At 51.8% G+C, this 20,342-nt stretch carries 19 protein-coding genes and 1 pseudogene; 12 read left to right on the top strand and 8 right to left on the bottom strand.

The genetic code is table 11. The features are described from left to right. The first annotated feature begins 7 nt into the window (after nt 1-7). Entirely contained in the window at nt 8-1,012 is a 1,005-nt protein-coding gene (gene argF / locus FC814_RS01690) for an ornithine carbamoyltransferase (protein ID WP_137325419.1), read from the top strand. Nucleotides 1,013-1,057: 45 nt separating this feature from the next. Here argF and tabA read toward each other — a convergent pair whose 3' ends face one another. Then, complete coding sequence (gene tabA / locus FC814_RS01695; protein WP_000583474.1) at nt 1,058-1,510, bottom strand: toxin-antitoxin biofilm protein TabA; 453 nt, start codon at nt 1,508-1,510, stop codon at nt 1,058-1,060. 261 nt (nt 1,511-1,771) lie between these two features. Between tabA and pyrL the strand changes: the two genes are divergently transcribed. From pyrL to ridA, 4 genes are all read left to right on the top strand, one after another. Then, nucleotides 1,772-1,906 carry a pyr operon leader peptide gene (gene pyrL, locus FC814_RS01700; RefSeq protein WP_001296693.1) on the top strand — a complete coding sequence of 45 codons (135 nt, stop codon included), beginning with the start codon at nt 1,772-1,774 and terminating at the stop codon, nt 1,904-1,906. Nucleotides 1,907-1,908: 2 nt separating this feature from the next. Continuing rightward, the gene (gene pyrB, locus FC814_RS01705; protein ID WP_137325420.1) at nt 1,909-2,844 is read left to right on the top strand and encodes an aspartate carbamoyltransferase; all 936 of its coding nucleotides are present in this window, start codon (nt 1,909-1,911) and stop codon (nt 2,842-2,844) included. Nucleotides 2,845-2,856: 12 nt separating this feature from the next. Further along, nucleotides 2,857-3,318 carry an aspartate carbamoyltransferase regulatory subunit gene (gene pyrI / locus FC814_RS01710; RefSeq protein ID WP_000148581.1) on the top strand — a complete coding sequence of 154 codons (462 nt, stop codon included), beginning with the start codon at nt 2,857-2,859 and terminating at the stop codon, nt 3,316-3,318. Between the two features lie 72 nt (nt 3,319-3,390). Continuing rightward, nucleotides 3,391-3,777: a 2-iminobutanoate/2-iminopropanoate deaminase gene (ridA, locus tag FC814_RS01715; protein ID WP_000047539.1), complete on the top strand. Its 387-nt coding sequence runs from the start codon at nt 3,391-3,393 to the stop codon at nt 3,775-3,777. Between the two features lie 205 nt (nt 3,778-3,982). Here ridA and mgtA read toward each other — a convergent pair whose 3' ends face one another. Both mgtA and mgtL read right to left on the bottom strand, forming a co-directional pair. Then, the gene (mgtA, locus tag FC814_RS01720) at nt 3,983-6,679 is read right to left on the bottom strand and encodes a magnesium-translocating P-type ATPase (protein ID WP_137325421.1); all 2,697 of its coding nucleotides are present in this window, start codon (nt 6,677-6,679) and stop codon (nt 3,983-3,985) included. Nucleotides 6,680-6,819: 140 nt separating this feature from the next. Then, complete coding sequence (mgtL, locus tag FC814_RS01725; protein WP_001387276.1) at nt 6,820-6,873, bottom strand: mgtA regulatory leader peptide MgtL; 54 nt, start codon at nt 6,871-6,873, stop codon at nt 6,820-6,822. Between the two features lie 171 nt (nt 6,874-7,044). Here mgtL and treR point away from each other — a divergent pair. From treR to nrdG, 5 genes and pseudogenes are all read left to right on the top strand, one after another. Further along, nucleotides 7,045-7,995, top strand: a pseudogene (gene treR, locus FC814_RS01730) (trehalose operon repressor TreR); the annotation flags it as partial. Between the two features lie 118 nt (nt 7,996-8,113). Next, nucleotides 8,114-9,535: a PTS trehalose transporter subunit IIBC gene (gene treB, locus FC814_RS01735; RefSeq protein WP_137325423.1), complete on the top strand. Its 1,422-nt coding sequence runs from the start codon at nt 8,114-8,116 to the stop codon at nt 9,533-9,535. Between the two features lie 49 nt (nt 9,536-9,584). Beyond that, nucleotides 9,585-11,240 carry an alpha,alpha-phosphotrehalase gene (treC, locus tag FC814_RS01740; RefSeq protein WP_000183360.1) on the top strand — a complete coding sequence of 552 codons (1,656 nt, stop codon included), beginning with the start codon at nt 9,585-9,587 and terminating at the stop codon, nt 11,238-11,240. A 393-nt stretch (nt 11,241-11,633) separates the two neighbouring features. Beyond that, nucleotides 11,634-13,772, top strand: coding sequence for an anaerobic ribonucleoside-triphosphate reductase (nrdD, locus tag FC814_RS01745; protein WP_000187801.1), 2,139 nt, complete (start codon nt 11,634-11,636; stop codon nt 13,770-13,772). Between the two features lie 186 nt (nt 13,773-13,958). Then, a complete protein-coding gene (nrdG, locus tag FC814_RS01750; RefSeq protein ID WP_001106233.1) occupies nt 13,959-14,423 on the top strand; it encodes an anaerobic ribonucleoside-triphosphate reductase-activating protein in 465 nt (154 codons plus the stop codon). Here nrdG and FC814_RS01755 read toward each other — a convergent pair whose 3' ends face one another. The 4 genes from FC814_RS01755 to pmbA all read right to left on the bottom strand — a co-directional run bounded on the left by FC814_RS01755 (nt 14,424) and on the right by pmbA (nt 17,058). After that, nucleotides 14,424-14,714, bottom strand: a complete 291-nt coding sequence (locus FC814_RS01755; protein ID WP_137325424.1) for a type II toxin-antitoxin system RelE/ParE family toxin — start codon at nt 14,712-14,714, stop codon at nt 14,424-14,426. Then, a complete protein-coding gene (locus tag FC814_RS01760) occupies nt 14,704-14,946 on the bottom strand; it encodes a type II toxin-antitoxin system RelB/DinJ family antitoxin (RefSeq protein WP_000212715.1) in 243 nt (80 codons plus the stop codon). Before FC814_RS01760 ends, FC814_RS01755 begins: the two co-directional genes overlap by 11 nt. A 191-nt stretch (nt 14,947-15,137) precedes the next feature. Further along, nucleotides 15,138-15,524 (bottom strand): cytochrome b562, encoded by a 387-nt coding sequence (gene cybC / locus FC814_RS01770; RefSeq protein WP_001232258.1) that lies wholly within the window; start codon nt 15,522-15,524, stop codon nt 15,138-15,140. A 181-nt stretch (nt 15,525-15,705) separates the two neighbouring features. After that, a complete protein-coding gene (gene pmbA, locus FC814_RS01775; RefSeq protein WP_001162186.1) occupies nt 15,706-17,058 on the bottom strand; it encodes a metalloprotease PmbA in 1,353 nt (450 codons plus the stop codon). 93 nt (nt 17,059-17,151) lie between these two features. Here pmbA and yjgA point away from each other — a divergent pair, with 93 nt between their 5' ends. Further along, a complete protein-coding gene (gene yjgA, locus FC814_RS01780; protein WP_021551486.1) occupies nt 17,152-17,703 on the top strand; it encodes a ribosome biogenesis factor YjgA in 552 nt (183 codons plus the stop codon). A gap of 85 nt (nt 17,704-17,788) precedes the next feature. On the opposite strand, the gene mpl is transcribed toward yjgA, so the two are convergent. Then, nucleotides 17,789-19,162 carry a UDP-N-acetylmuramate:L-alanyl-gamma-D-glutamyl-meso-diaminopimelate ligase gene (mpl, locus tag FC814_RS01785; protein ID WP_001219777.1) on the bottom strand — a complete coding sequence of 458 codons (1,374 nt, stop codon included), beginning with the start codon at nt 19,160-19,162 and terminating at the stop codon, nt 17,789-17,791. A gap of 175 nt (nt 19,163-19,337) precedes the next feature. On the opposite strand from mpl, the gene fbp reads away from it, so the two are divergent. Beyond that, a complete protein-coding gene (gene fbp, locus FC814_RS01790; protein ID WP_000853753.1) occupies nt 19,338-20,336 on the top strand; it encodes a class 1 fructose-bisphosphatase in 999 nt (332 codons plus the stop codon). Nucleotides 20,337-20,342: the final 6 nt, after the last annotated feature.

A 20,342-nucleotide genomic window follows, 5' to 3' on the forward strand; every position in this document is an offset into this window, starting at 1 on the left:
GGGATCTATGTCCGGGTTTTATCATAAACATTTCCTGAAATTACTCGATTTCACGCCAGCTGAACTCAACAGCCTGCTGCAGTTAGCTGCGAAGCTGAAAGCCGATAAGAAAAACGGCAAAGAAGAAGCCAGACTCACAGGTAAAAATATCGCGCTCATCTTCGAAAAAGACTCGACCCGTACCCGATGCTCTTTCGAAGTTGCCGCATATGACCAGGGTGCTCGCGTCACTTATCTCGGCCCCAGCGGCAGCCAGATTGGCCATAAAGAGTCGATTAAAGATACCGCCAGCGTGCTTGGTCGCATGTATGACGGTATTCAGTATCGCGGCTATGGTCAGGAGATTGTCGAAACGCTGGCGGAATATGCAGGTGTGCCGGTATGGAACGGCCTGACTAATGAGTTTCATCCTACACAGCTTCTGGCGGATTTGCTGACCATGCAGGAGCATTTACCAGGTAAAGCGTTCAATGAGATGACGCTGGTTTATGCCGGAGATGCACGCAACAACATGGGTAACTCAATGCTGGAAGCTGCGGCGTTGACCGGTCTGGATTTACGCCTGGTAGCGCCACAAGCGTGCTGGCCGGAAGCTTCGCTGGTTACGGAATGCCGCGCCCTGGCACAGCAAAATGGCGGGAATATAACGCTGACAGAAGATATCGCAGCAGGCGTTAAAGGTGCCGACTTTATTTACACCGATGTGTGGGTGTCGATGGGGGAAGCGAAAGAGAAATGGGCAGAACGTATTGCATTACTGCGTGATTATCAGGTGAATAGCAAAATGATGCAGTTAACCGGTAATCCAGACGTCAAATTCCTGCACTGCCTGCCCGCGTTTCATGACGACCAAACGACGCTAGGTAAAAAGATGGCAGAAGAGTTTGGCCTGCACGGTGGGATGGAAGTGACGGATGAGGTCTTTGAATCTGCCGCCAGTATTGTTTTTGATCAGGCGGAAAACCGCATGCATACCATCAAAGCGGTAATGGTTGCGACGCTCGCCCAATAACGCCAGTACCGGAGGCGGCGTAACGTCGCCTCCGGCATAATCCACTTACGCCATCAGCATTTTCACAACCGCTTTGCGAACCTGGGCTGGCTCGCCCACTGCGCACAGTGGCTTGTGTACTTCACCCGGATAGAACACGACAAAGTCGCCTTCATTGAGGATAACTGTTTTCTCCTCAACACCTTCTGGCAAAAAGGCGATGTCTTTATCGGCTAACCAATCGGTATCCGGCGTGCCCGCAGGTTGTGTGCTGAAGGTCATGCCTTCCTGCCCCTTTAGCACAATCTGAATATCGAGATAGCGGGCATGGTACTCGGCGCGGCGTGCTTCATACGGCTCGGTCATATCTTCAGAGATAAGATAAAACAGACGGTTGCCTTCGATGTCGTGCTTACCTTTTGGCGTTTCTGCCGTAACGTGCGCTTTAATATACTCAATCGCCTGACGTAATTCTTCCGGCAACCATTGCTGGAGATTATGAATATTTCCGATGATCATTTTTTTCATTCCCTCAATTAAAACATCGTTTCATTTCTATTGTTATACGTAATTCCTTACTGCCATACCAGCATTTTTTGCCGCCTGATTGCGCCAGCGCATATTTTCCCCCACATTCCCCACCAAAATTCATTTCGTTATAAATTCAAATTTGAAGCATATAAATTCACAACAATCGTTTACCTTGGAAGTTTCTTGCATTAATCGCTTGATCCCACTTTCTGGCTGAGTATAATGCCGGACAATTTGCCGGGAGGATGTATGGTTCAGTGTGTTCGACATTTTGTCTTACCGCGTCTGAAAAAAGACGCTGGCCTGCCGTTTTTCTTCCCGTTGATCACCCATTCCCAGCCCCTCAATCGAGGGGCTTTTTTTTGCCCAGGCGTCAGGAGATAAACATGGCTAATCCGCTATATCAAAAACACATCATTTCCATAAATGACCTTAGTCGCGATGACCTTAATCTGGTGCTGGCGACAGCGGCGAAACTGAAAGCAAACCCGCAACCAGAGTTGTTGAAACATAAAGTGATTGCCAGTTGCTTCTTCGAAGCATCAACCCGCACCCGCCTCTCTTTCGAAACCTCGATGCACCGCCTGGGCGCTAGTGTGGTGGGATTCTCTGACAGCGCAAACACCTCACTGGGAAAAAAAGGTGAAACGCTGGCTGATACCATCTCGGTTATCAGCACTTACGTCGATGCAATTGTGATGCGCCATCCGCAGGAAGGTGCGGCGCGCCTGGCAACCGAGTTTTCCAGCAATGTGCCGGTGCTGAACGCCGGTGATGGTTCCAACCAACATCCGACGCAAACCTTGCTGGATCTGTTCACCATTCAGGAAACCCAGGGACGTCTGGACAATCTTCGTGTCGCAATGGTCGGCGACCTGAAATATGGTCGCACCGTTCACTCCCTGACCCAGGCGCTGGCGAAATTCGACGGCAACCGTTTCTACTTCATCGCCCCGGATGCGCTGGCAATGCCGCAGTACATTCTGGACATGCTTGATGATAAAGGTATCGCCTGGAGCCTGCATAGTTCCATTGAAGAAGTGATGACGGAAGTGGACATTTTGTATATGACCCGCGTGCAAAAAGAGCGCCTGGACCCGTCCGAATACGCCAACGTAAAAGCGCAGTTTGTCCTGCGCGCCAGCGATCTTCACAACGCCAAAGCCAATATGAAAGTGCTGCATCCGCTGCCGCGTATTGATGAAATTGCGACAGATGTCGATAAAACGCCGCACGCCTGGTACTTCCAGCAAGCAGGCAATGGGATTTTCGCTCGCCAGGCGTTACTGGCACTGGTTCTGAATCGCGATCTGGTACTGTAAGGGGAAATTGAGATGACACACGATAATAAATTGCAGGTTGAAGCTATTAAACGCGGCACGGTAATTGACCATATCCCCGCCCAGATCGGTTTTAAGCTATTGAGTCTGTTCAAGCTGACCGAAACGGATCAGCGTATCACCATCGGTCTGAACCTGCCTTCTGGCGAGATGGGGCGCAAGGATCTGATCAAGATCGAAAATACCTTTTTGAGTGAAGATCAGGTAGACCAACTGGCGCTGTACGCACCGCAAGCCACGGTAAATCGTATCGACAACTATGAAGTGGTTGGTAAATCGCGCCCCAGCCTGCCGGAGCGCATCGACAATGTGCTGGTTTGCCCGAACAGCAACTGTATCAGCCATGCCGAACCGGTTTCTTCCAGCTTTGCCGTGCGAAAACGCGCCAATGACATCGCGCTCAAATGTAAATACTGTGAAAAAGAGTTTTCCCATAATGTGGTGCTGGCCAATTAATTGCGGTTGGTAATAAAAGTCTGGCTCCCTATAATGAGCCAGACTTTTTACCGCTGTAATAAAGGAGAAATCATGAGCAAAACTATCGCGACGGAAAATGCACCGGCAGCTATCGGTCCTTACGTACAGGGCGTTGATCTGGGCAATATGATCATCACCTCCGGTCAGATCCCGGTAAATCCGAAAACGGGCGAAGTACCGGCAGACGTCGCTGCACAGGCACGTCAGTCGCTGGATAACGTAAAAGCGATCGTCGAAGCCGCTGGCCTGAAAGTGGGCGACATCGTTAAAACCACCGTGTTTGTGAAAGATCTGAACGACTTCGCAACCGTAAATGCCACTTACGAAGCCTTCTTCACCGAACACAACGCCACCTTCCCGGCACGTTCTTGCGTTGAAGTTGCCCGTCTGCCGAAAGACGTGAAGATTGAGATCGAAGCGATCGCTGTTCGTCGCTAATCTTGATGGAAATCCGGGCTATCGTGCCCGGATTAAGTCTGATGACAAAAGCAAAATCGCCTGATGCGCTACGCTTATCAGGCCTGGGTGATTCCTGCAATTTATTGAATTTGTAGGCTGGATAAGGCGTTTACGCCGCATCCGGCATGAACAAAGCTCACTTTATCTGCAATCTGAATCCGGGCTACCATGCCCAGCTTATTCTTTACTGCCAACCATAACGACGGCTATAGAACCCTTTCACCAACTGCGTTAACGTCATATATCCTGCCAGAATCGCAATCAGCCACGGGAAGTAACTTAACGGTAGCGCCTGCAATTGCAGATAACTGGCCAGCGGCGAAAACGGCAACGCGATCCCGACAATCATCACGATTACGGTCATGATCATTAACGGCCACGATGCACGACTCTGAATAAACGGTACACGACGGGTACGGATCATATGCACAATCAGCGTTTGAGACAGTAATCCCACCACGAACCAGCCCGACTGGAACAGTGTTTGCGTTTCCGGCGTGTTGGCATGGAATACCCACCACATCAGGCAAAACGTCAGAATATCGAAGATCGAACTGATCGGTCCGAAGAAGATCATAAAACGCCCCAGATCCGCCGGATTCCAACGCTGCGGCTTTTGAATTTGCTCGTCATCAACGTTATCAAACGGGATCGCCACCTGTGACACATCGTACAGCAGGTTCTGGATCAGTAAGTGTAACGGCAGCATCGGCAGAAAGGGCAAGAAAGCACTCGCCACCAGCACGCTGAACACATTACCGAAGTTAGAACTCGCCGTCATTTTGATGTATTTCAGCATGTTAGAGAAAGTCCGGCGCCCTTCAATAACCCCCTCTTCCAGCACCATCAGGCTTTTTTCCAGCAGGATGATATCAGCCGCTTCACGGGCAATATCTACCGCGCCGTCCACAGAAATGCCGATATCCGCAGCGCGTAAGGCGGGCGCATCATTAATACCATCGCCCATAAAGCCAACCACATGCCCTTCGCGCTTTAGCAACGTTACGATGCGTTCCTTATGCATCGGCGTCAGGCGAGCAAACAGCGTGGTGCGCTGTGCGAGATTTGCCAGTTCGTCATCAGATAGCGTTTCAATATCACTACCAATGACCACCTCTCCCGCGTCCAGCCCCACTTCATGGCACACTTTCGCCGCCACTAATTCACTGTCACCAGTGAGGATTTTCACGGTAATTCCACTCGCTTTTAATGCCCGCAGCGCCGGAGCGGTTGTCTCTTTTGGCGGATCAAGAAAAGCGATATATCCTTCGAGGATCAGGTCGGATTCATCCGCCCGCTGGTAATCTCCTTCACGCGCGGGCAGATATTTCGTCGCCACCGCAACCACGCGCAGCCCCTGACGATTCAGCGTATCAGTAACCCGCTTAATCTTACGCAGCATGGTGTCATCGAGCGGCACAATCTCGTCATTGTGGCGCACCTGTGAACACACATTAAGGATCTCCTGCAATGCGCCTTTGCACACCAGCTGATGATGTTCGGTATTTTCTGCCACTACCACCGACATCCGGCGACGCTCAAAATCAAACGGAATCTCATCAATTTTCTGCCAACGGCTGGCCAGCGAACGCGCCGACTCTTCATCCGTACCTTCGAGCACCGCTGTATCAAGCAGGTTTTTAAGCCCGGTCTGGTAATGACTGTTCAACCACGCGCTATGCAGCACGCGTTCGCTGGTTTTACCGGAGATATCGGTATGATTCTCCAGCACAATTTTATCCTGCGTCAGGGTGCCGGTTTTATCGGTACACAGAATATCCATAGCGCCAAAGTTCTGAATGGCATCCAGATGTTTGACGATCACCTTCTGTTTCGACAGCTTTACTGCGCCACGCGCCAGCGTTGAGGTGACAATCATCGGCAACATTTCCGGCGTTAAACCCACCGCTACCGAAAGCGCAAACAGCGCCGCTTCCCACCAGTCGCCTTTGGTGTAACCGTTGATCAACAGCACCACCGGTGCCATCACCAGCATAAAGCGAATCAGCAGCATACTGACGCGGCTGATCCCTTGCTGAAAGGCATTCGGCTCGCTTTCCTGCTCACTAACACGCCCCGCCAGTTGACCAAACCAGGTGTTGGCACCTGTGGCAATCACCATCGCTTGTGCCGTGCCGCTCACCACGGTGGTGCCCATAAAACACAGGGTGTCACACTCCAGCGGATTGCTGTGCTCCGGCTGGCGAGTGGTTGCAGCTTTTTCTACGGGCAGAGACTCACCGGTTAACGACGCCTGAGCGACGAACAGATCCCGCGCCTGCAAAATACGCAAATCTGCCGGGATCATATCCCCCGCCGCCAGTTTAATAATATCACCGGGCACCAGCTGGTCGATCGGGATCTCCAGCCAGCCATTTTCGCCTTTGCTGTTAATAACGCGCAGCACCGTCGCGGTATTGCTGACCATCGCTTTCAGGGCATCTGCCGCTTTGGTGGAACGCGCTTCCTGAATAAAGTTCAGCAGCGTGGAAATAGCCACCATTAACGCGATAACGCCTGCGGCAAATAAATCTTCCGTGGCGTAAGAAATGCCGCCAAGGATCGTGAGCAAAATATTAAAGGGGTTGCGATAGCAGACCCACAAATGTACCCACCACGGCGATGGTTGTTGCGCAGGTAATTTATTTTCGCCATGTTTTTCACGGGCAACTTCCACTTCCGCCTGATTCAACCCTTCCGGGTGGGTGTCGAACGTGTTCCATAATTCTTCTTCGGGCATCACCGCCATTTTCAGGCAATGCGCGCTTAAGGAAGGCGGGATTGGTGCATTCGCTGTCTGCTGCGCACCCGGTAGCGGATCGCGACGGATCAGACGGGAAGGTAAATGGCGAATGAGCCGGGTAAAAATTTCTTTAAACATAGGGTGTCCCTCCGCACTGTCTGGAACAGTGCAGAAATATCTTCAGGCGTGGCGAAGCCTTACCTGAAGGTAATAAATATGAGCAGGGACGTTAAAACGTCACGGCCTTACGCATCCGGTAACGCCGTGAAAAGAGGGGCTTACCGGAAAAGTTTTAATCTCCGTCGAGGGAGAGGCGTGGGATCAGGTTCCATATAACCTCCGGTAAGTGAATAAATAGCGCCGCGAATCCAATAATATTCGTAGCATTTATGCCGATATAATACCTGTCGGCAACTAAACCAACGATAAACCAGACTTTGCCCATTGCTGAATGCGCGGGTAAAGTTAGTCTCTAATAATTAAACAACACGTTACGGGATAACAGGATGCAAAATCGGCTGACCATCAAAGACATCGCGCGCTTGAGCGGCGTGGGAAAATCCACTGTTTCCCGGGTGCTGAATAACGAAAGCGGCGTGAGCCAGCGCACACGTGAACGTGTTGAAGCAGTGATGAATCAGCATGGATTTTCCCCTTCCCGCTCTGCGCGCGCCATGCGTGGGCAAAGCGATAAAGTGGTCGCCATCATCGTGACACGTCTGGATTCGCTGTCAGAAAATCTCGCGGTTCAGACCATGCTGCCGGCGTTCTATGAACAGGGTTACGACCCCATCATGATGGAAAGCCAGTTTTCACCACAATTAGTTGCCGAACATCTGGGCGTTTTGAAACGTCGTAATATCGACGGCGTAGTGCTGTTTGGTTTTACCGGTATAACCGAAGAGATGTTAGCCCACTGGCAGTCATCGCTGGTGCTGCTGGCACGCGACGCAAAGGGCTTTGCTTCAGTCTGTTATGACGACGAAGGGGCGATCAAAATCCTGATGCAACGACTGTATGACCAGGGGCATCGCAATATCAGTTATCTCGGCGTGCCGCACAGTGACGTGACGACCGGTAAGCGACGTCATGAAGCCTACCTTGCGTTCTGCAAAGCGCATAAACTGCATCCCGTCGCCGCTCTGCCTGGCCTCGCCATGAAGCAAGGTTATGAGAACGTGGCAAAAGTCATTACCCATGAAACCACCGCGTTGCTGTGCGCAACTGACACGCTGGCACTTGGCGCAAGTAAATACCTGCAAGAGCAACGCATCGATACCTTACAGCTGGCGAGCGTTGGTAATACACCGTTGATGAAGTTCCTCCATCCGGAGATCGTCACCGTTGACCCAGGCTACGCAGAAGCCGGACGCCAGGCGGCCTGCCAGTTAATCAAACAGATAACCGGGCGCAGCGAACCGCAACAAATCATCATCCCCGCCACCCTGTCCTGATCGTTTCCTGAACGATAAATTGTGATCTTTGCCGTATTTCGGGAACGTTCCCGTTTTTAATTTTTCCTTCCCACTATATTCTGCCGTCAACCTAATATGTCATCTGCCACGGGGCCTTATGATGAGCAAAGTGAACCAAACGGATATCGATCGGTTGATTGAACTGGTCGGTGGGCGCGGCAATATTGCGACGGTGAGCCACTGTATTACTCGCCTGCGCTTTGTCCTCAACCAACCGGCCAATGCCAGACCGAAAGAAATTGAACAACTCCCCATGGTGAAAGGTTGTTTCACCAATGCCGGACAATTTCAGGTGGTGATTGGCACCAACGTTGGCGATTACTATCAAGCACTGATAGCGACCACCGGACAGGCGCAGGTCGATAAAGAGCAGGTGAAAAAAGCCGCCAGGCAGAATATGAAATGGCATGAGCAGTTGATCTCCCATTTCGCAGAGATCTTCTTCCCGTTACTGCCCGCGCTGATTAGCGGCGGTTTGATCCTCGGTTTTCGTAATGTGATCGGCGATCTGCCCATGAGCAACGGCCAGACATTGGCGCAAATGTACCCTTCCCTGCAAACGATCTACGATTTTCTGTGGTTGATCGGTGAGGCGATCTTCTTCTATCTGCCGGTCGGGATTTGCTGGTCGGCGGTGAAAAAGATGGGCGGCACGCCGATCCTCGGTATCGTGCTTGGCGTAACGCTGGTTTCTCCACAACTGATGAACGCCTATCTACTCGGGCAGCAGGTGCCGGAAGTGTGGGACTTTGGCATGTTCAGTATTGCGAAAGTAGGCTATCAGGCGCAGGTGATCCCGGCGCTGTTAGCCGGGCTGGCGCTGGGCTTTATTGAAACTCGCCTTAAGCGCATCGTGCCGGATTATCTCTATCTGGTGGTTGTACCGGTCTGCTCGCTGATCCTCGCGGTGTTCCTCGCCCATGCGCTGATTGGTCCGTTTGGTCGCATGATTGGCGATGGCGTTGCCTTTGCGGTACGTCACCTGATGACTGGCAGCTTTGCCCCTATTGGCGCGGCATTGTTTGGCGTCCTCTATGCGCCGCTGGTCATTACCGGCGTACACCAGACCACGCTTGCCATTGATATGCAGATGATTCAAAGCATGGGCGGTACGCCAGTCTGGCCGCTGATTGCCCTTTCGAATATTGCTCAGGCGTCGGCAGTGGTAGGAATTATTATCGCCAGCCGTAAACAGAACGAGCGGGAAATTTCGGTTCCAGCGGCGATCTCCGCTTATCTTGGGGTTACTGAGCCGGCAATGTACGGCATCAACCTGAAATATCGCTTCCCGATGCTGTGCGCGATGATTGGTTCCGGTCTGGCGGGATTGCTCTGCGGCCTGAACGGCGTTATGGCGAATGGCATCGGCGTTGGTGGTCTGCCTGGTATTCTCTCCATTCAGCCGAGCTACTGGCAGGTATTTGCGCTGGCAATGGCTATCGCCATCATCATCCCGATTGTGCTCACCTCGTTTATCTACCAGCGAAAACACCGCCTGGGCACGCTGAACATTGTTTAATTTTCTTCGGGGCGCACTTGCGCCCCCTCGCATTTGCAGGAATGACGTAATGACTAATCTTCCCCACTGGTGGCAAAACGGCGTTATCTACCAGATTTATCCAAAGAGTTTTCAGGACACCACGGGCAGCGGCACCGGCGATCTGCGAGGAGTCACCCTGCGCCTCGACTATCTACAAAAACTGGGCGTTAATGCTATCTGGTTGACACCTTTTTATGTCTCCCCACAGATCGATAACGGATACGACGTAGCGAACTATACGGCGATTGATCCCACCTACGGTACGCTGGACGACTTTGATGAACTGGTGGCGCAGGCGAAATCGCGCGGTATTCGCATTATCCTTGATATGGTGTTTAACCATACTTCTACCCAACACGCCTGGTTTCGCGAGGCGCAGAACAAAGAAAGTCCTTATCGTCAGTTTTATATCTGGCGTGACGGCGAACCAGGAATACCACCAAATAACTGGCGTTCTAAATTCGGTGGCAATGCCTGGCGCTGGCACGCAGAAAGCGAACAGTATTACTTGCATCTGTTTGCACCAGAACAGGCCGATCTCAACTGGGAAAACCCAGCAGTACGCACAGAACTGAAAAAAGTCTGTGAGTTCTGGGCCGATCGCGGGGTAGACGGGCTGCGCCTGGATGTGGTGAATCTGATTTCCAAAGACCAGAACTTCCCCAACGATCTGGATGGCGACGGGCGTCGCTTCTACACCGACGGACCACGAGCACACGAGTTTTTGCACGAAATGAACCGCGATGTCTTTACGCCACGCGGATTAATGACTGTGGGTGAAATGTCCTCCACCAGCCTTGAACATTGTCAGCGATACGCGGCACTGACAGGCAGTGAATTGTCGATGACCTTTAATTTTCATCACCTGAAGGTCGATTATCCCGGCGGTGAAAAATGGACGCTGGCTAAACCTGACTTTGTGGCGTTAAAAACATTGTTCCGCCACTGGCAACAGGGAATGCACAACGTTGCGTGGAATGCTTTGTTCTGGTGTAACCACGATCAGCCGCGCATTGTTTCTCGCTTTGGTGATGAAGGTGAATACCGCGTGCCTGCGGCAAAAATGCTGGCGATGGTGCTGCATGGTATGCAGGGAACGCCGTATATCTACCAGGGCGAAGAGATTGGTATGACCAACCCACATTTCACGCGCATTACTGACTATCGCGACGTGGAGAGCCTCAATATGTTTGCCGAGCTGCGCAACGATGGGCGTGACGCCGAAGAGCTATTGGCAATCCTCGCCAGTAAATCCCGTGACAACAGCCGCACGCCAATGCAATGGAGCAACGGCGATAACGCAGGGTTTACTACCGGCAAGCCGTGGATTGGTCTGTGTGATAACTATCGCGAAATCAACGTAGAATCTGCGCTGGCCGATGAATCTTCGGTGTTTTACACCTACCAGAAGTTAATCACGTTGCGTAAACAAGAACCCATTCTGACATGGGGCAATTACCAGGATCTCCTGCCAAACAGTCCTGTATTGTGGTGCTATCGCCGCGAATGGCTGGGGCAAACTTTATTGGTGATTGCCAACCTTAGCCGTGACGTACAGCCCTGGCAACCAACGCAAATCAGCGGCGACTGGCAACTGTTAATGCATAACTATGAAGAAGCCTCCTCTCAACCGGGAGCCATGACATTGCGGCCATTTGAGGCTGTCTGGTGGTTGCAGAGATAATTCTTCTCCAGGCCCCGGTAAAGCGAGTATTTCCGGGGCCTTATCTGTCAGCGCATTGTTTTTGTTGGTTTTTTGAACAGAAAATTATTAAAAAATTTACACATCGCTGTAGCGCCCGTCATCCGTACACTCTGCTTTTTACTTTGAGCTAAATCAAAAAAACCTTAAACATCCTTAATGCAAAGCACTATATATAGACTTTAAAATGCCTCTCAACCCAATATGTTGTATCCGTCGACTATACTTGCACCAAGACACACGCCAACAAAGCCGACAAAATTGTGGATAAAGCGGATTGGGATTGCAGTAACTCCCCGTAAAAAGAGCTAAATAAAGCGGGGCGCACTTCCCAACTTTCTGTGTATAACCTGTTCTTAAAAATATGGAGCGATCATGACACCGCATGTGATGAAACGAGACGGCTGCAAAGTGCCGTTTAAATCAGAGCGCATCAAAGAAGCCATTCTGCGTGCAGCTAAAGCAGCGGAAGTCGATGATGCAGATTATTGTGCCACTGTTGCCGCTGTCGTCAGCGAGCAAATGCAAGGCCGCAACCAGGTCGATATCAACGAAATCCAGACCGCAGTTGAAAACCAGCTGATGTCAGGCCCGTACAAACAACTGGCTCGTGCTTACATCGAGTACCGTCACGATCGCGACATCGAACGTGAAAAACGCGGTCGCCTGAACCAGGAGATCCGTGGCCTGGTCGAGCAGACCAACTCTTCGTTACTCAATGAAAACGCCAACAAAGACAGCAAGGTAATTCCAACCCAGCGCGACCTGCTGGCCGGTATTGTTGCTAAACACTATGCACGCCAGCACCTGCTGCCGCGTGACGTGGTGCAGGCGCATGAGCGTGGCGATATTCACTACCACGACCTCGATTACTCGCCGTTCTTCCCGATGTTCAACTGCATGTTGATCGACCTGAAAGGTATGCTAACTCAGGGCTTTAAGATGGGGAACGCCGAGATCGAACCACCGAAGTCGATCTCCACTGCCACCGCAGTAACTGCGCAGATTATCGCCCAGGTTGCCAGCCATATTTATGGCGGCACCACCATTAACCGTATCGACGAAGTTCTGGCTCCGTTTGTCACCGCCAGCTACAACAAGCACCGTAAAACGGCGGAGGAGTGGAGCATTCCGGATGCTGAAGGCTACGCCAACTCTCGTACCATCAAAGAGTGCTACGACGCCTTCCAGTCGCTGGAGTACGAAGTAAATACCCTGCACACCGCCAACGGTCAAACACCGTTTGTAACCTTTGGCTTTGGTCTGGGCACCAGCTGGGAGTCGCGCCTGATTCAGGAATCCATCCTGCGTAACCGCATCGCAGGCTTGGGTAAAAACCGCAAAACCGCCGTGTTCCCGAAACTGGTGTTTGCGATTCGCGATGGCCTGAACCATAAAAAAGGCGATCCGAACTACGACATCAAACAGCTGGCGCTGGAGTGCGCAAGCAAGCGCATGTATCCGGATATCCTGAACTACGATCAGGTAGTGAAAGTCACCGGTTCGTTTAAAACCCCGATGGGTTGCCGCAGCTTCCTCGGCGTATGGGAAAACGAAAACGGCGAGCAGATCCACGATGGTCGCAACAACCTCGGCGTGATCAGCCTGAACCTGCCACGTATTGCGCTGGAAGCGAAAGGCGATGAAGCCACCTTCTGGAAGTTGCTGGATGAACGTCTGCTGCTGGCACGTAAGGCGCTGATGACCCGTATCGCTCGTCTCGAAGGCGTGAAAGCGCGCGTGGCTCCTATCCTCTATATGGAAGGTGCTTGTGGCGTGCGTCTGAATGCCGACGATGATGTTTCTGAAATCTTCAAAAACGGTCGTGCGTCTATTTCGCTGGGTTACATCGGTATCCACGAAACCATTAACGCGCTGTTCGGCGGCGAGCATGTTTATGACAACGAGCAGCTTCGCGCGAAAGGTATTGCGATTGTTGAACGTCTGCGTCAGGCGGTGGATCAGTGGAAAGAAGAGACTGGCTACGGTTTCAGCCTTTACAGCACGCCAAGTGAAAACCTGTGCGACCGCTTCTGCCGTCTCGATACCGCTGAGTTTGGCGTGGTGCCGGGCGTGACCGATAAAGGTTACTACACCAACAGTTTCCACCTTGATGTGGAGAAAAAGGTGAACCCTTACGACAAGATCGACTTTGAAGCACCTTACCCGCCGCTGGCTAACGGTGGTTTCATTTGCTACGGCGAGTATCCAAACATTCAGCACAACCTGAAGGCGCTGGAAGATGTCTGGGATTACAGCTATCAGCATGTACCGTATTACGGCACCAATACACCGATTGATGAGTGCTACGAGTGTGGCTTTACCGGTGAGTTTGAGTGCACCAGCAAAGGCTTCACCTGCCCGAAATGTGGTAACCATGACACCTCCCGTGTGTCGGTGACTCGCCGCGTGTGCGGATATTTAGGTAGCCCGGATGCGCGTCCGTTTAACGCCGGTAAGCAGGAAGAAGTTAAGCGCCGCGTTAAACATTTGGGAAATGGGCAGATAGGTTAAGCCTTCCCCCCTCACCCTAACCCTCTCCCTCAGGGAGAGGGGACCGTTCCGTGCCCCTTCTTGACTCCCGACATAATGAGTTGCCTCTAGCCAGTTGGTGTCGTCGCAAGGTGGCAAATGCGTAAGCCTCAGAGGACTTCGCCCCGTACGCACCAGAGCAGTCATGGCGTCAATTGAGAAGCGAAAATGAATTATCATCAGTACTATCCTGTCGACATCGTCAACGGCCCCGGCACTCGCTGCACTCTGTTTGTCTCCGGGTGTGTTCATGAATGCCCCGGTTGCTACAACAAAAGCACCTGGCGGGTAAATTCCGGTCAGCCATTTACCAAAGCAATGGAAGACCAGATCATTAACGATCTGAATGACACTCGCATCAAACGCCAGGGTATTTCCCTCTCCGGCGGCGATCCGCTGCATCCGCAAAACGTGCCGGATATTCTGAAACTGGTACAACGCATCCGCGCCGAGTGTCCGGGTAAAGACATCTGGGTGTGGACAGGCTATAAACTCGACGAACTCAACGCTGCGCAAATGCAGGTTGTTGATTTGATTAACGTGCTGGTCGACGGCAAATTTGTGCAGGATTTAAAAGACCCTTCCTTGATCTGGCGCGGCAGCAGCAATCAGGTGGTGCATCATTTGCGTTAATCACTCATCCAGCCGTTTAGTCGCGTCTTCATAAACGGCTGAGTTCTCTCTCTTACCAATAGCTATCACCAACACGAGCAACTCTTTATCGTTAACCTGATAAACCAGGCGATATCCCAGTGTGTGCAGCTTAATTTTGTAGCAGTCCGGTAAATCCCGCAGTTTAGCCGATGGATTGCGCGGCCTTTTCAGCACATCCTCAAGCTTTTTTTTAAATTGTTCCAGGACTGTCACGCCCAGTTTTTGCCACTCTTTCAGCGCCCGCAGATCAAAAGCCAGCTCATAGTTCATCCAGTCGGACCTTAATGGCCTCTTGTGGGTTGGCCAGTCGTTCCCTGACAGTGCGTAACAAGGCTTCTTCACTATCACTGACAGTGAGCGTTTTTACCGGCATTCGTCCATTTTCCGCAACGTACTGAAACAGCAGCCGCACTGCTTCAGTAGGCGTGATATTTAATTTTTCCAGCACCGCATAAGCCTCATTTTTCAGTTTGTCATCCAGGCGGACGTTAAGTGTGGCCATTATGCCTCCGGTAATTATGAAAAGTGTAATGCATTATAGCATTACATATGCATTACATTCATTTCTGGAAAACGCCTCGCAAAAATGAGGACGACACGCAGGAATATGCCGTGGTGAAGATAGATATTGCGGTGATTTTACGAAGGGAGAAGAAAGCGTTGGGCGGTAACGTTTCACCGCCCAATAAGGAATTAACGATACTTCTGGTGATAGGCGTTGCGGGTCGTTTTCAGTTGCTCTGCGGCGGCCTGTGCTTCTTTGACTTTACCTTCATTAGCCAGCTTCAGCGCGTCGTCAATCTGACCGACCAGAATGTCGAAACCGTGGCGGAAGTCTTTCATCTCCGGGCTGTCCGGTGATTTGCCTTCCAGCTTCGGTGGCGTCGCTTTTTGCGCATCCAGCGCCGCAGCACGCATTTTGGTTAACGCGTCTTTGACTTGCGCCGCGTTATCGGCTTTTTCGACCACTTTTAAATTGTCGTTGAGGGTTTCCATATTGTCTTCCAGCTCAGCGGCAAACGACGCCGAACTGAATACCAACGAGGAGACTGCAAGAATAGCTAACAGGCTTTTACGCATTGCTCACTTCCTTTTTTATTTACACTTCATCCTTCACACTACCTCATCGACGGCTACGCTCATTCGCCCGAGTCACGTACTACGAGTACGCTCCCCGGCTCTCATTCACTTTCCGTCTCGATGCAGTGCGAATGATTTTGTGTAATTTTTTAGTTTAAGCGCGGCAGGTCGCGCCAGTTTTTTACTGTCCGGCGATTTTCATCTCCGGTAACAGAACAGAACCACACTGTATATTACTGCGTGTTTCAATATCGTTACCAACAGTGACGATATTGCGCCACATATCTTTCAAATTACCTGCGATGGTGATTTCGCTAACCGGATATTGAATTTCGCCATTCTCTACCCAGAAGCCCGCTGCACCACGGGAATAATCACCGGTAATTGCACTCACGCCCTGGCCCATCAGTTCCGTCACCACCAGGCCGGTGCCCATTTCTTTGAGCATCTGCTCAAAGCTGAGTCCTTGCCCGGCAATACGCCAGTTGTGGATGCCGCCCGCATGACCGGTACTTTTCAGCCCCAGTTTGCGCGCGGAATAGCTGGTCAGCAGCCACTGAGTCAGGATGCCATCTTTAATAATATCGCGACGCTCGGTACGTACCCCTTCGCTGTCGAATGGAGTAGATGCCAGCCCTTTCAGCAGATGCGGATGTTCTTCAATGGTCAGCCAGTCCGGCAGAATTTGTTTACCCAGCGAGTCGAGCAGGAAGGTGGATTTACGGTAGACAGCACCACCGGCAATTGCGCCAACCAAATGACCAAACAATCCGGTTGCGACTTCATTGGCAAAAATCACCGGCGCTTTCATGGTGGAAAGTTTACGCGGCGACAAGCGCGATAAAGTGCGGCGGGCGCAATCTGCCCCAACCCACTCCGGCGTTTGTAGATCGCTCATCGCACGGCCAATGGTGTAGGCGTAATCACGTTCCATATCGCCATTTTCTTCGGCAATCACACAGCTGGAGAGTGAATGACGCGTTGAGCAGTATCCCTGCAACATGCCGTGGCTGTTGCCAAATACTTTGACGCCGTAGTGGCTGTTAAAGCTGCCGCCTTCGGTATTGGTGATGCGTTTGTCCGCCTGCAATGCCGCCTGTTCAGCACGAGCCGCCAGTTCAATGGCTTCATCCGGGGAAACGTCCGCAGGGTGGAACAAGTCGAGATCCGGCGCGTCAAAGGCCAGCAGCTCTTTATCTGCCACGCCTGCGTAAGGATCTGGCGAGGTATAACGGGCAATATCCAGCGCCGCCTGTACGGTGCGGGCAATAGCCTGCGGGCTTAAATCGGTGGATGATGCGCTACCTTTGCGGTTCTGGTGATAAACGGTGATCCCCAGCGCGCCATCGCTATTGAATTCGACATTCTCCACTTCACCATAGCGCGTGCTTACGCTAATGCCGGTGGTCTTGCTGACGGCAACTTCCGCACCGTCCGATTTGCCTGAGGCCAACTCCAGCGCAGTCGAAACTGCTTCTTCCAGAATCTTGCGCTGCGCTTCAACTTGAGAGATTACTTTCATTGCAAGTGCCATAATGTAGAGAGTTTCTCTGAAGTCTAACAGAGAACCGTTTTTCAGTGCGCATCTTAACTGGTAACATTAGCCTCTTTTTTTAAGGAGCCTGACATGACTAAGCAGCCCGAAGACTGGCTCGACGACGTTCCCGGTGATGATATCGAAGACGAAGACGATGAAATTATCTGGGTCAGTAAAAGTGAAATTAAACGTGATGCCGAGGAGCTAAAACGCCTGGGCGCGGAAATTGTTGATCTGGGGAAAAACGCGCTGGATAAGATCCCGTTAGATGCGGATCTGCGTGCGGCTATCGAGTTAGCCCAGCGTATTAAAATGGAAGGTCGCCGCCGCCAGTTGCAGCTCATCGGTAAGATGCTGCGCCAGCGCGACGTAGAGCCTATTCGTCAGGCGCTGGATAAGCTAAAAAACCGCCACAACCAGCAGGTGGTGCTGTTCCATAAACTGGAAAACCTGCGCGATCGTCTGATCGATCAAGGTGATGATGCCATCGCTGATGTATTGAATCTGTGGCCCGATGCCGATCGTCAGCAGTTGCGTACTCTGATCCGCAACGCGAAGAAAGAGAAAGAAGGGAATAAGCCGCCGAAATCTGCACGCCAGATTTTCCAGTATCTGCGCGAGCTGGCAGAGAACGAAGGGTAAGTTTTGTTGTTGATATGAGTATGGTTTGCCGGATGCGGCGTAAACGCCTTATCCGGCAATGCTACCCCAGGCTGAAGCTTCAGAATTACTGCGCAGCTTCCGCCTTCTTCGCCAGACCATCCAGCAGTTTCTGATGAATCCCACCAAAACCGCCGTTGCTCATCACCAGAATATGGTCGCCAGGCTGGGCGGTTTTCACCACCATATCTGCCAACGCATCGACATCACCACTCCAGTGCGCAGGCTGAATACAGGCTTCTGCCACTTCAGCTACCTGCCACGGAATATGCGCCGGTTGCAGCAGGAAGACTTCATCGGCACGACCTAATGACGGTGCCAAATCGTCTTTGCAGACGCCCATCTTCATGGTGTTTGAGCGCGGTTCCAGCACGGCAATAATACGCGCCGTACCACCGACTTTACCGCGCAGCGCCGCCAGCGTTGCCAGAATCGCCGTCGGATGATGGGCAAAATCGTCATACACCGTCACGCCATTCGCTTCACCGCGTAACTCCAGACGACGACGAGCGTTGATAAACGACCCCAGCGCATTAGCAGCATCTGCCGGCGCAACACCAACATGGCGAGCCGCAGCAATCGCCATCAGGCCGTTGTGCATGTTATGTTCGCCAACCAGTGACCATTTCACCTCACCCACTTTTTCGCCGTCCAGCAATACTTCCCATTCGGAAGCATCGGTGGTCAGCTTTTTCGCCTGCCAGCGCCCCTGCTCGCCCACCTGTTCCTGATCGCTCCAGCAGCCCATCGCCATGGTCTGTTTCAGGTTGATGTCGTTTTCCGGCCAGATAATACGCCCCTGCCCAGGAACAATACGCACCAGATGATGGAATTGTTTCTGGATCGCTTTCAGGTCGTCAAAGATATCGGCATGATCGAACTCAAGGTTGTTGAGGATCAGCGTGCGCGGGCAGTAATGGACAAATTTGGAGCGTTTGTCGAAGAAGGCGCAGTCATACTCGTCCGCTTCGATAACAAAGAAGTCGCTTTCGCCCAGACGCGCCGAAACCTCAAAGTTTCCAGGCACACCGCCAATAACAAAACCCGGTTTATAGCCGCACTGTTCCAGAATCCAGGTCGCCATTCCCGCCGTGGTGGTTTTGCCGTGTGTACCGGCAACGGCCAGCACCCAGCGGTCGCGCAGCACGAAATCGTGCAACCACTGCGGCCCCGACATATACGGAATGTTTTTTTCCAGTACCGCTTCCACACACGGATTTCCACGGGTCATGGCATTACCAATAATCACCAGATCCGGCTGCGGATCGAGTTGGCTGGCATCGTAACCCTGAATCAGCTCAATGCCTTGCTTCTCAAGTAAGGTGCTCATCGGCGGATACACATTGGCGTCCGAACCCGTTACTTCATGGCCTAACTGGCGTGCCAGAATCGCCAGACCACCCATAAACGTGCCACAAATTCCTAAAATATGAATGCGCATACGTCATTATCCTTTTTTAATCTACCGCTCATTTTACGCATATGTCGGGCAAGTGAGAAACGCATTTCAGGATAATCCGTAATTTGCTGGCGCGATTCACCTGAGCGCAACATTCAGATTATTTGTTAAGATTGTTGCGGTCGCTTTACTCCATAAACATTGCAGGGAAAGTTTTATGAAAACGTTAGGTGAATTTATTGTCGAAAAGCAGCACGAGTTTTCTCATGCTACCGGTGAACTCACTGCTTTGCTGTCGGCAATAAAACTGGGCGCCAAGATTATCCATCGCGATATCAACAAAGCAGGACTGGTTGATATCCTGGGTGCCAGCGGTGCTGAGAACGTGCAGGGCGAGGTTCAGCAGAAACTCGATCTGTTCGCTAATGAAAAACTGAAAGCCGCATTGAAAGCGCGCGATATCGTTGCGGGCATTGCATCTGAAGAAGAAGATGAGATTGTCGTCTTTGAAGGCTGTGAACACGCAAAATACGTTGTGCTGATGGATCCACTGGATGGCTCGTCCAACATCGATGTTAACGTCTCTGTCGGTACGATTTTCTCCATCTACCGCCGCGTTACACCTGTCGGTACGCCGGTAACGGAAGAAGATTTCCTCCAGCCTGGTAACAAACAGGTTGCCGCAGGTTACGTGGTATACGGCTCCTCTACCATGCTGGTTTACACCACCGGATGCGGTGTTCACGCCTTTACTTACGATCCTTCGCTCGGCGTTTTCTGTCTGTGCCAGGAACGGATGCGCTTCCCGGAGAAAGGCAAAACCTACTCCATCAACGAAGGAAACTACATTAAGTTTCCGAACGGGGTGAAGAAGTACATTAAATTCTGCCAGGAAGAAGATAAATCCACCAACCGCCCGTATACCTCACGTTATATCGGCTCACTGGTTGCGGATTTCCACCGTAACCTGCTGAAAGGTGGAATTTATCTCTACCCAAGCACCGCCAGCCACCCGGACGGCAAACTGCGTTTGCTGTATGAGTGCAACCCGATGGCATTCCTGGCGGAACAAGCGGGCGGTAAAGCGAGCGATGGCAAAGAGCGTATTCTGGATATCATCCCGGAAACCCTGCACCAGCGCCGGTCGTTCTTCGTCGGCAATGACCATATGGTTGAAGATGTCGAACGCTTTATCCGTGAGTTCCCGGACGCGTAATCTCCT

Origin of the sequence: Escherichia sp. MR (assembly GCF_005280595.1) — a bacterium.
Taxonomy (GTDB): Bacteria; Pseudomonadota; Gammaproteobacteria; order Enterobacterales; family Enterobacteriaceae; genus Escherichia; species Escherichia ruysiae.

What these genes read in the sequence shown, in the direction of transcription:
- argF (WP_137325419.1), top strand. Translation starts at nt 8, where the DNA reads ATGTCCGGGTTTTATCATAAACATTTCCTGAAATTACTCGATTTCACG.
- tabA (WP_000583474.1), bottom strand. Translation starts at nt 1,510, where the DNA reads ATGATCATCGGAAATATTCATAATCTCCAGCAATGGTTGCCGGAAGAA.
- pyrL (WP_001296693.1), top strand. Translation starts at nt 1,772, where the DNA reads ATGGTTCAGTGTGTTCGACATTTTGTCTTACCGCGTCTGAAAAAAGAC.
- pyrB (WP_137325420.1), top strand. Translation starts at nt 1,909, where the DNA reads ATGGCTAATCCGCTATATCAAAAACACATCATTTCCATAAATGACCTT.
- pyrI (WP_000148581.1), top strand. Translation starts at nt 2,857, where the DNA reads ATGACACACGATAATAAATTGCAGGTTGAAGCTATTAAACGCGGCACG.
- ridA (WP_000047539.1), top strand. Translation starts at nt 3,391, where the DNA reads ATGAGCAAAACTATCGCGACGGAAAATGCACCGGCAGCTATCGGTCCT.
- mgtA (WP_137325421.1), bottom strand. Translation starts at nt 6,679, where the DNA reads ATGTTTAAAGAAATTTTTACCCGGCTCATTCGCCATTTACCTTCCCGT.
- treB (WP_137325423.1), top strand. Translation starts at nt 8,114, where the DNA reads ATGATGAGCAAAGTGAACCAAACGGATATCGATCGGTTGATTGAACTG.
- treC (WP_000183360.1), top strand. Translation starts at nt 9,585, where the DNA reads ATGACTAATCTTCCCCACTGGTGGCAAAACGGCGTTATCTACCAGATT.
- nrdD (WP_000187801.1), top strand. Translation starts at nt 11,634, where the DNA reads ATGACACCGCATGTGATGAAACGAGACGGCTGCAAAGTGCCGTTTAAA.
- nrdG (WP_001106233.1), top strand. Translation starts at nt 13,959, where the DNA reads ATGAATTATCATCAGTACTATCCTGTCGACATCGTCAACGGCCCCGGC.
- FC814_RS01755 (WP_137325424.1), bottom strand. Translation starts at nt 14,714, where the DNA reads ATGAACTATGAGCTGGCTTTTGATCTGCGGGCGCTGAAAGAGTGGCAA.
- FC814_RS01760 (WP_000212715.1), bottom strand. Translation starts at nt 14,946, where the DNA reads ATGGCCACACTTAACGTCCGCCTGGATGACAAACTGAAAAATGAGGCT.
- cybC (WP_001232258.1), bottom strand. Translation starts at nt 15,524, where the DNA reads ATGCGTAAAAGCCTGTTAGCTATTCTTGCAGTCTCCTCGTTGGTATTC.
- pmbA (WP_001162186.1), bottom strand. Translation starts at nt 17,058, where the DNA reads ATGGCACTTGCAATGAAAGTAATCTCTCAAGTTGAAGCGCAGCGCAAG.
- yjgA (WP_021551486.1), top strand. Translation starts at nt 17,152, where the DNA reads ATGACTAAGCAGCCCGAAGACTGGCTCGACGACGTTCCCGGTGATGAT.
- mpl (WP_001219777.1), bottom strand. Translation starts at nt 19,162, where the DNA reads ATGCGCATTCATATTTTAGGAATTTGTGGCACGTTTATGGGTGGTCTG.
- fbp (WP_000853753.1), top strand. Translation starts at nt 19,338, where the DNA reads ATGAAAACGTTAGGTGAATTTATTGTCGAAAAGCAGCACGAGTTTTCT.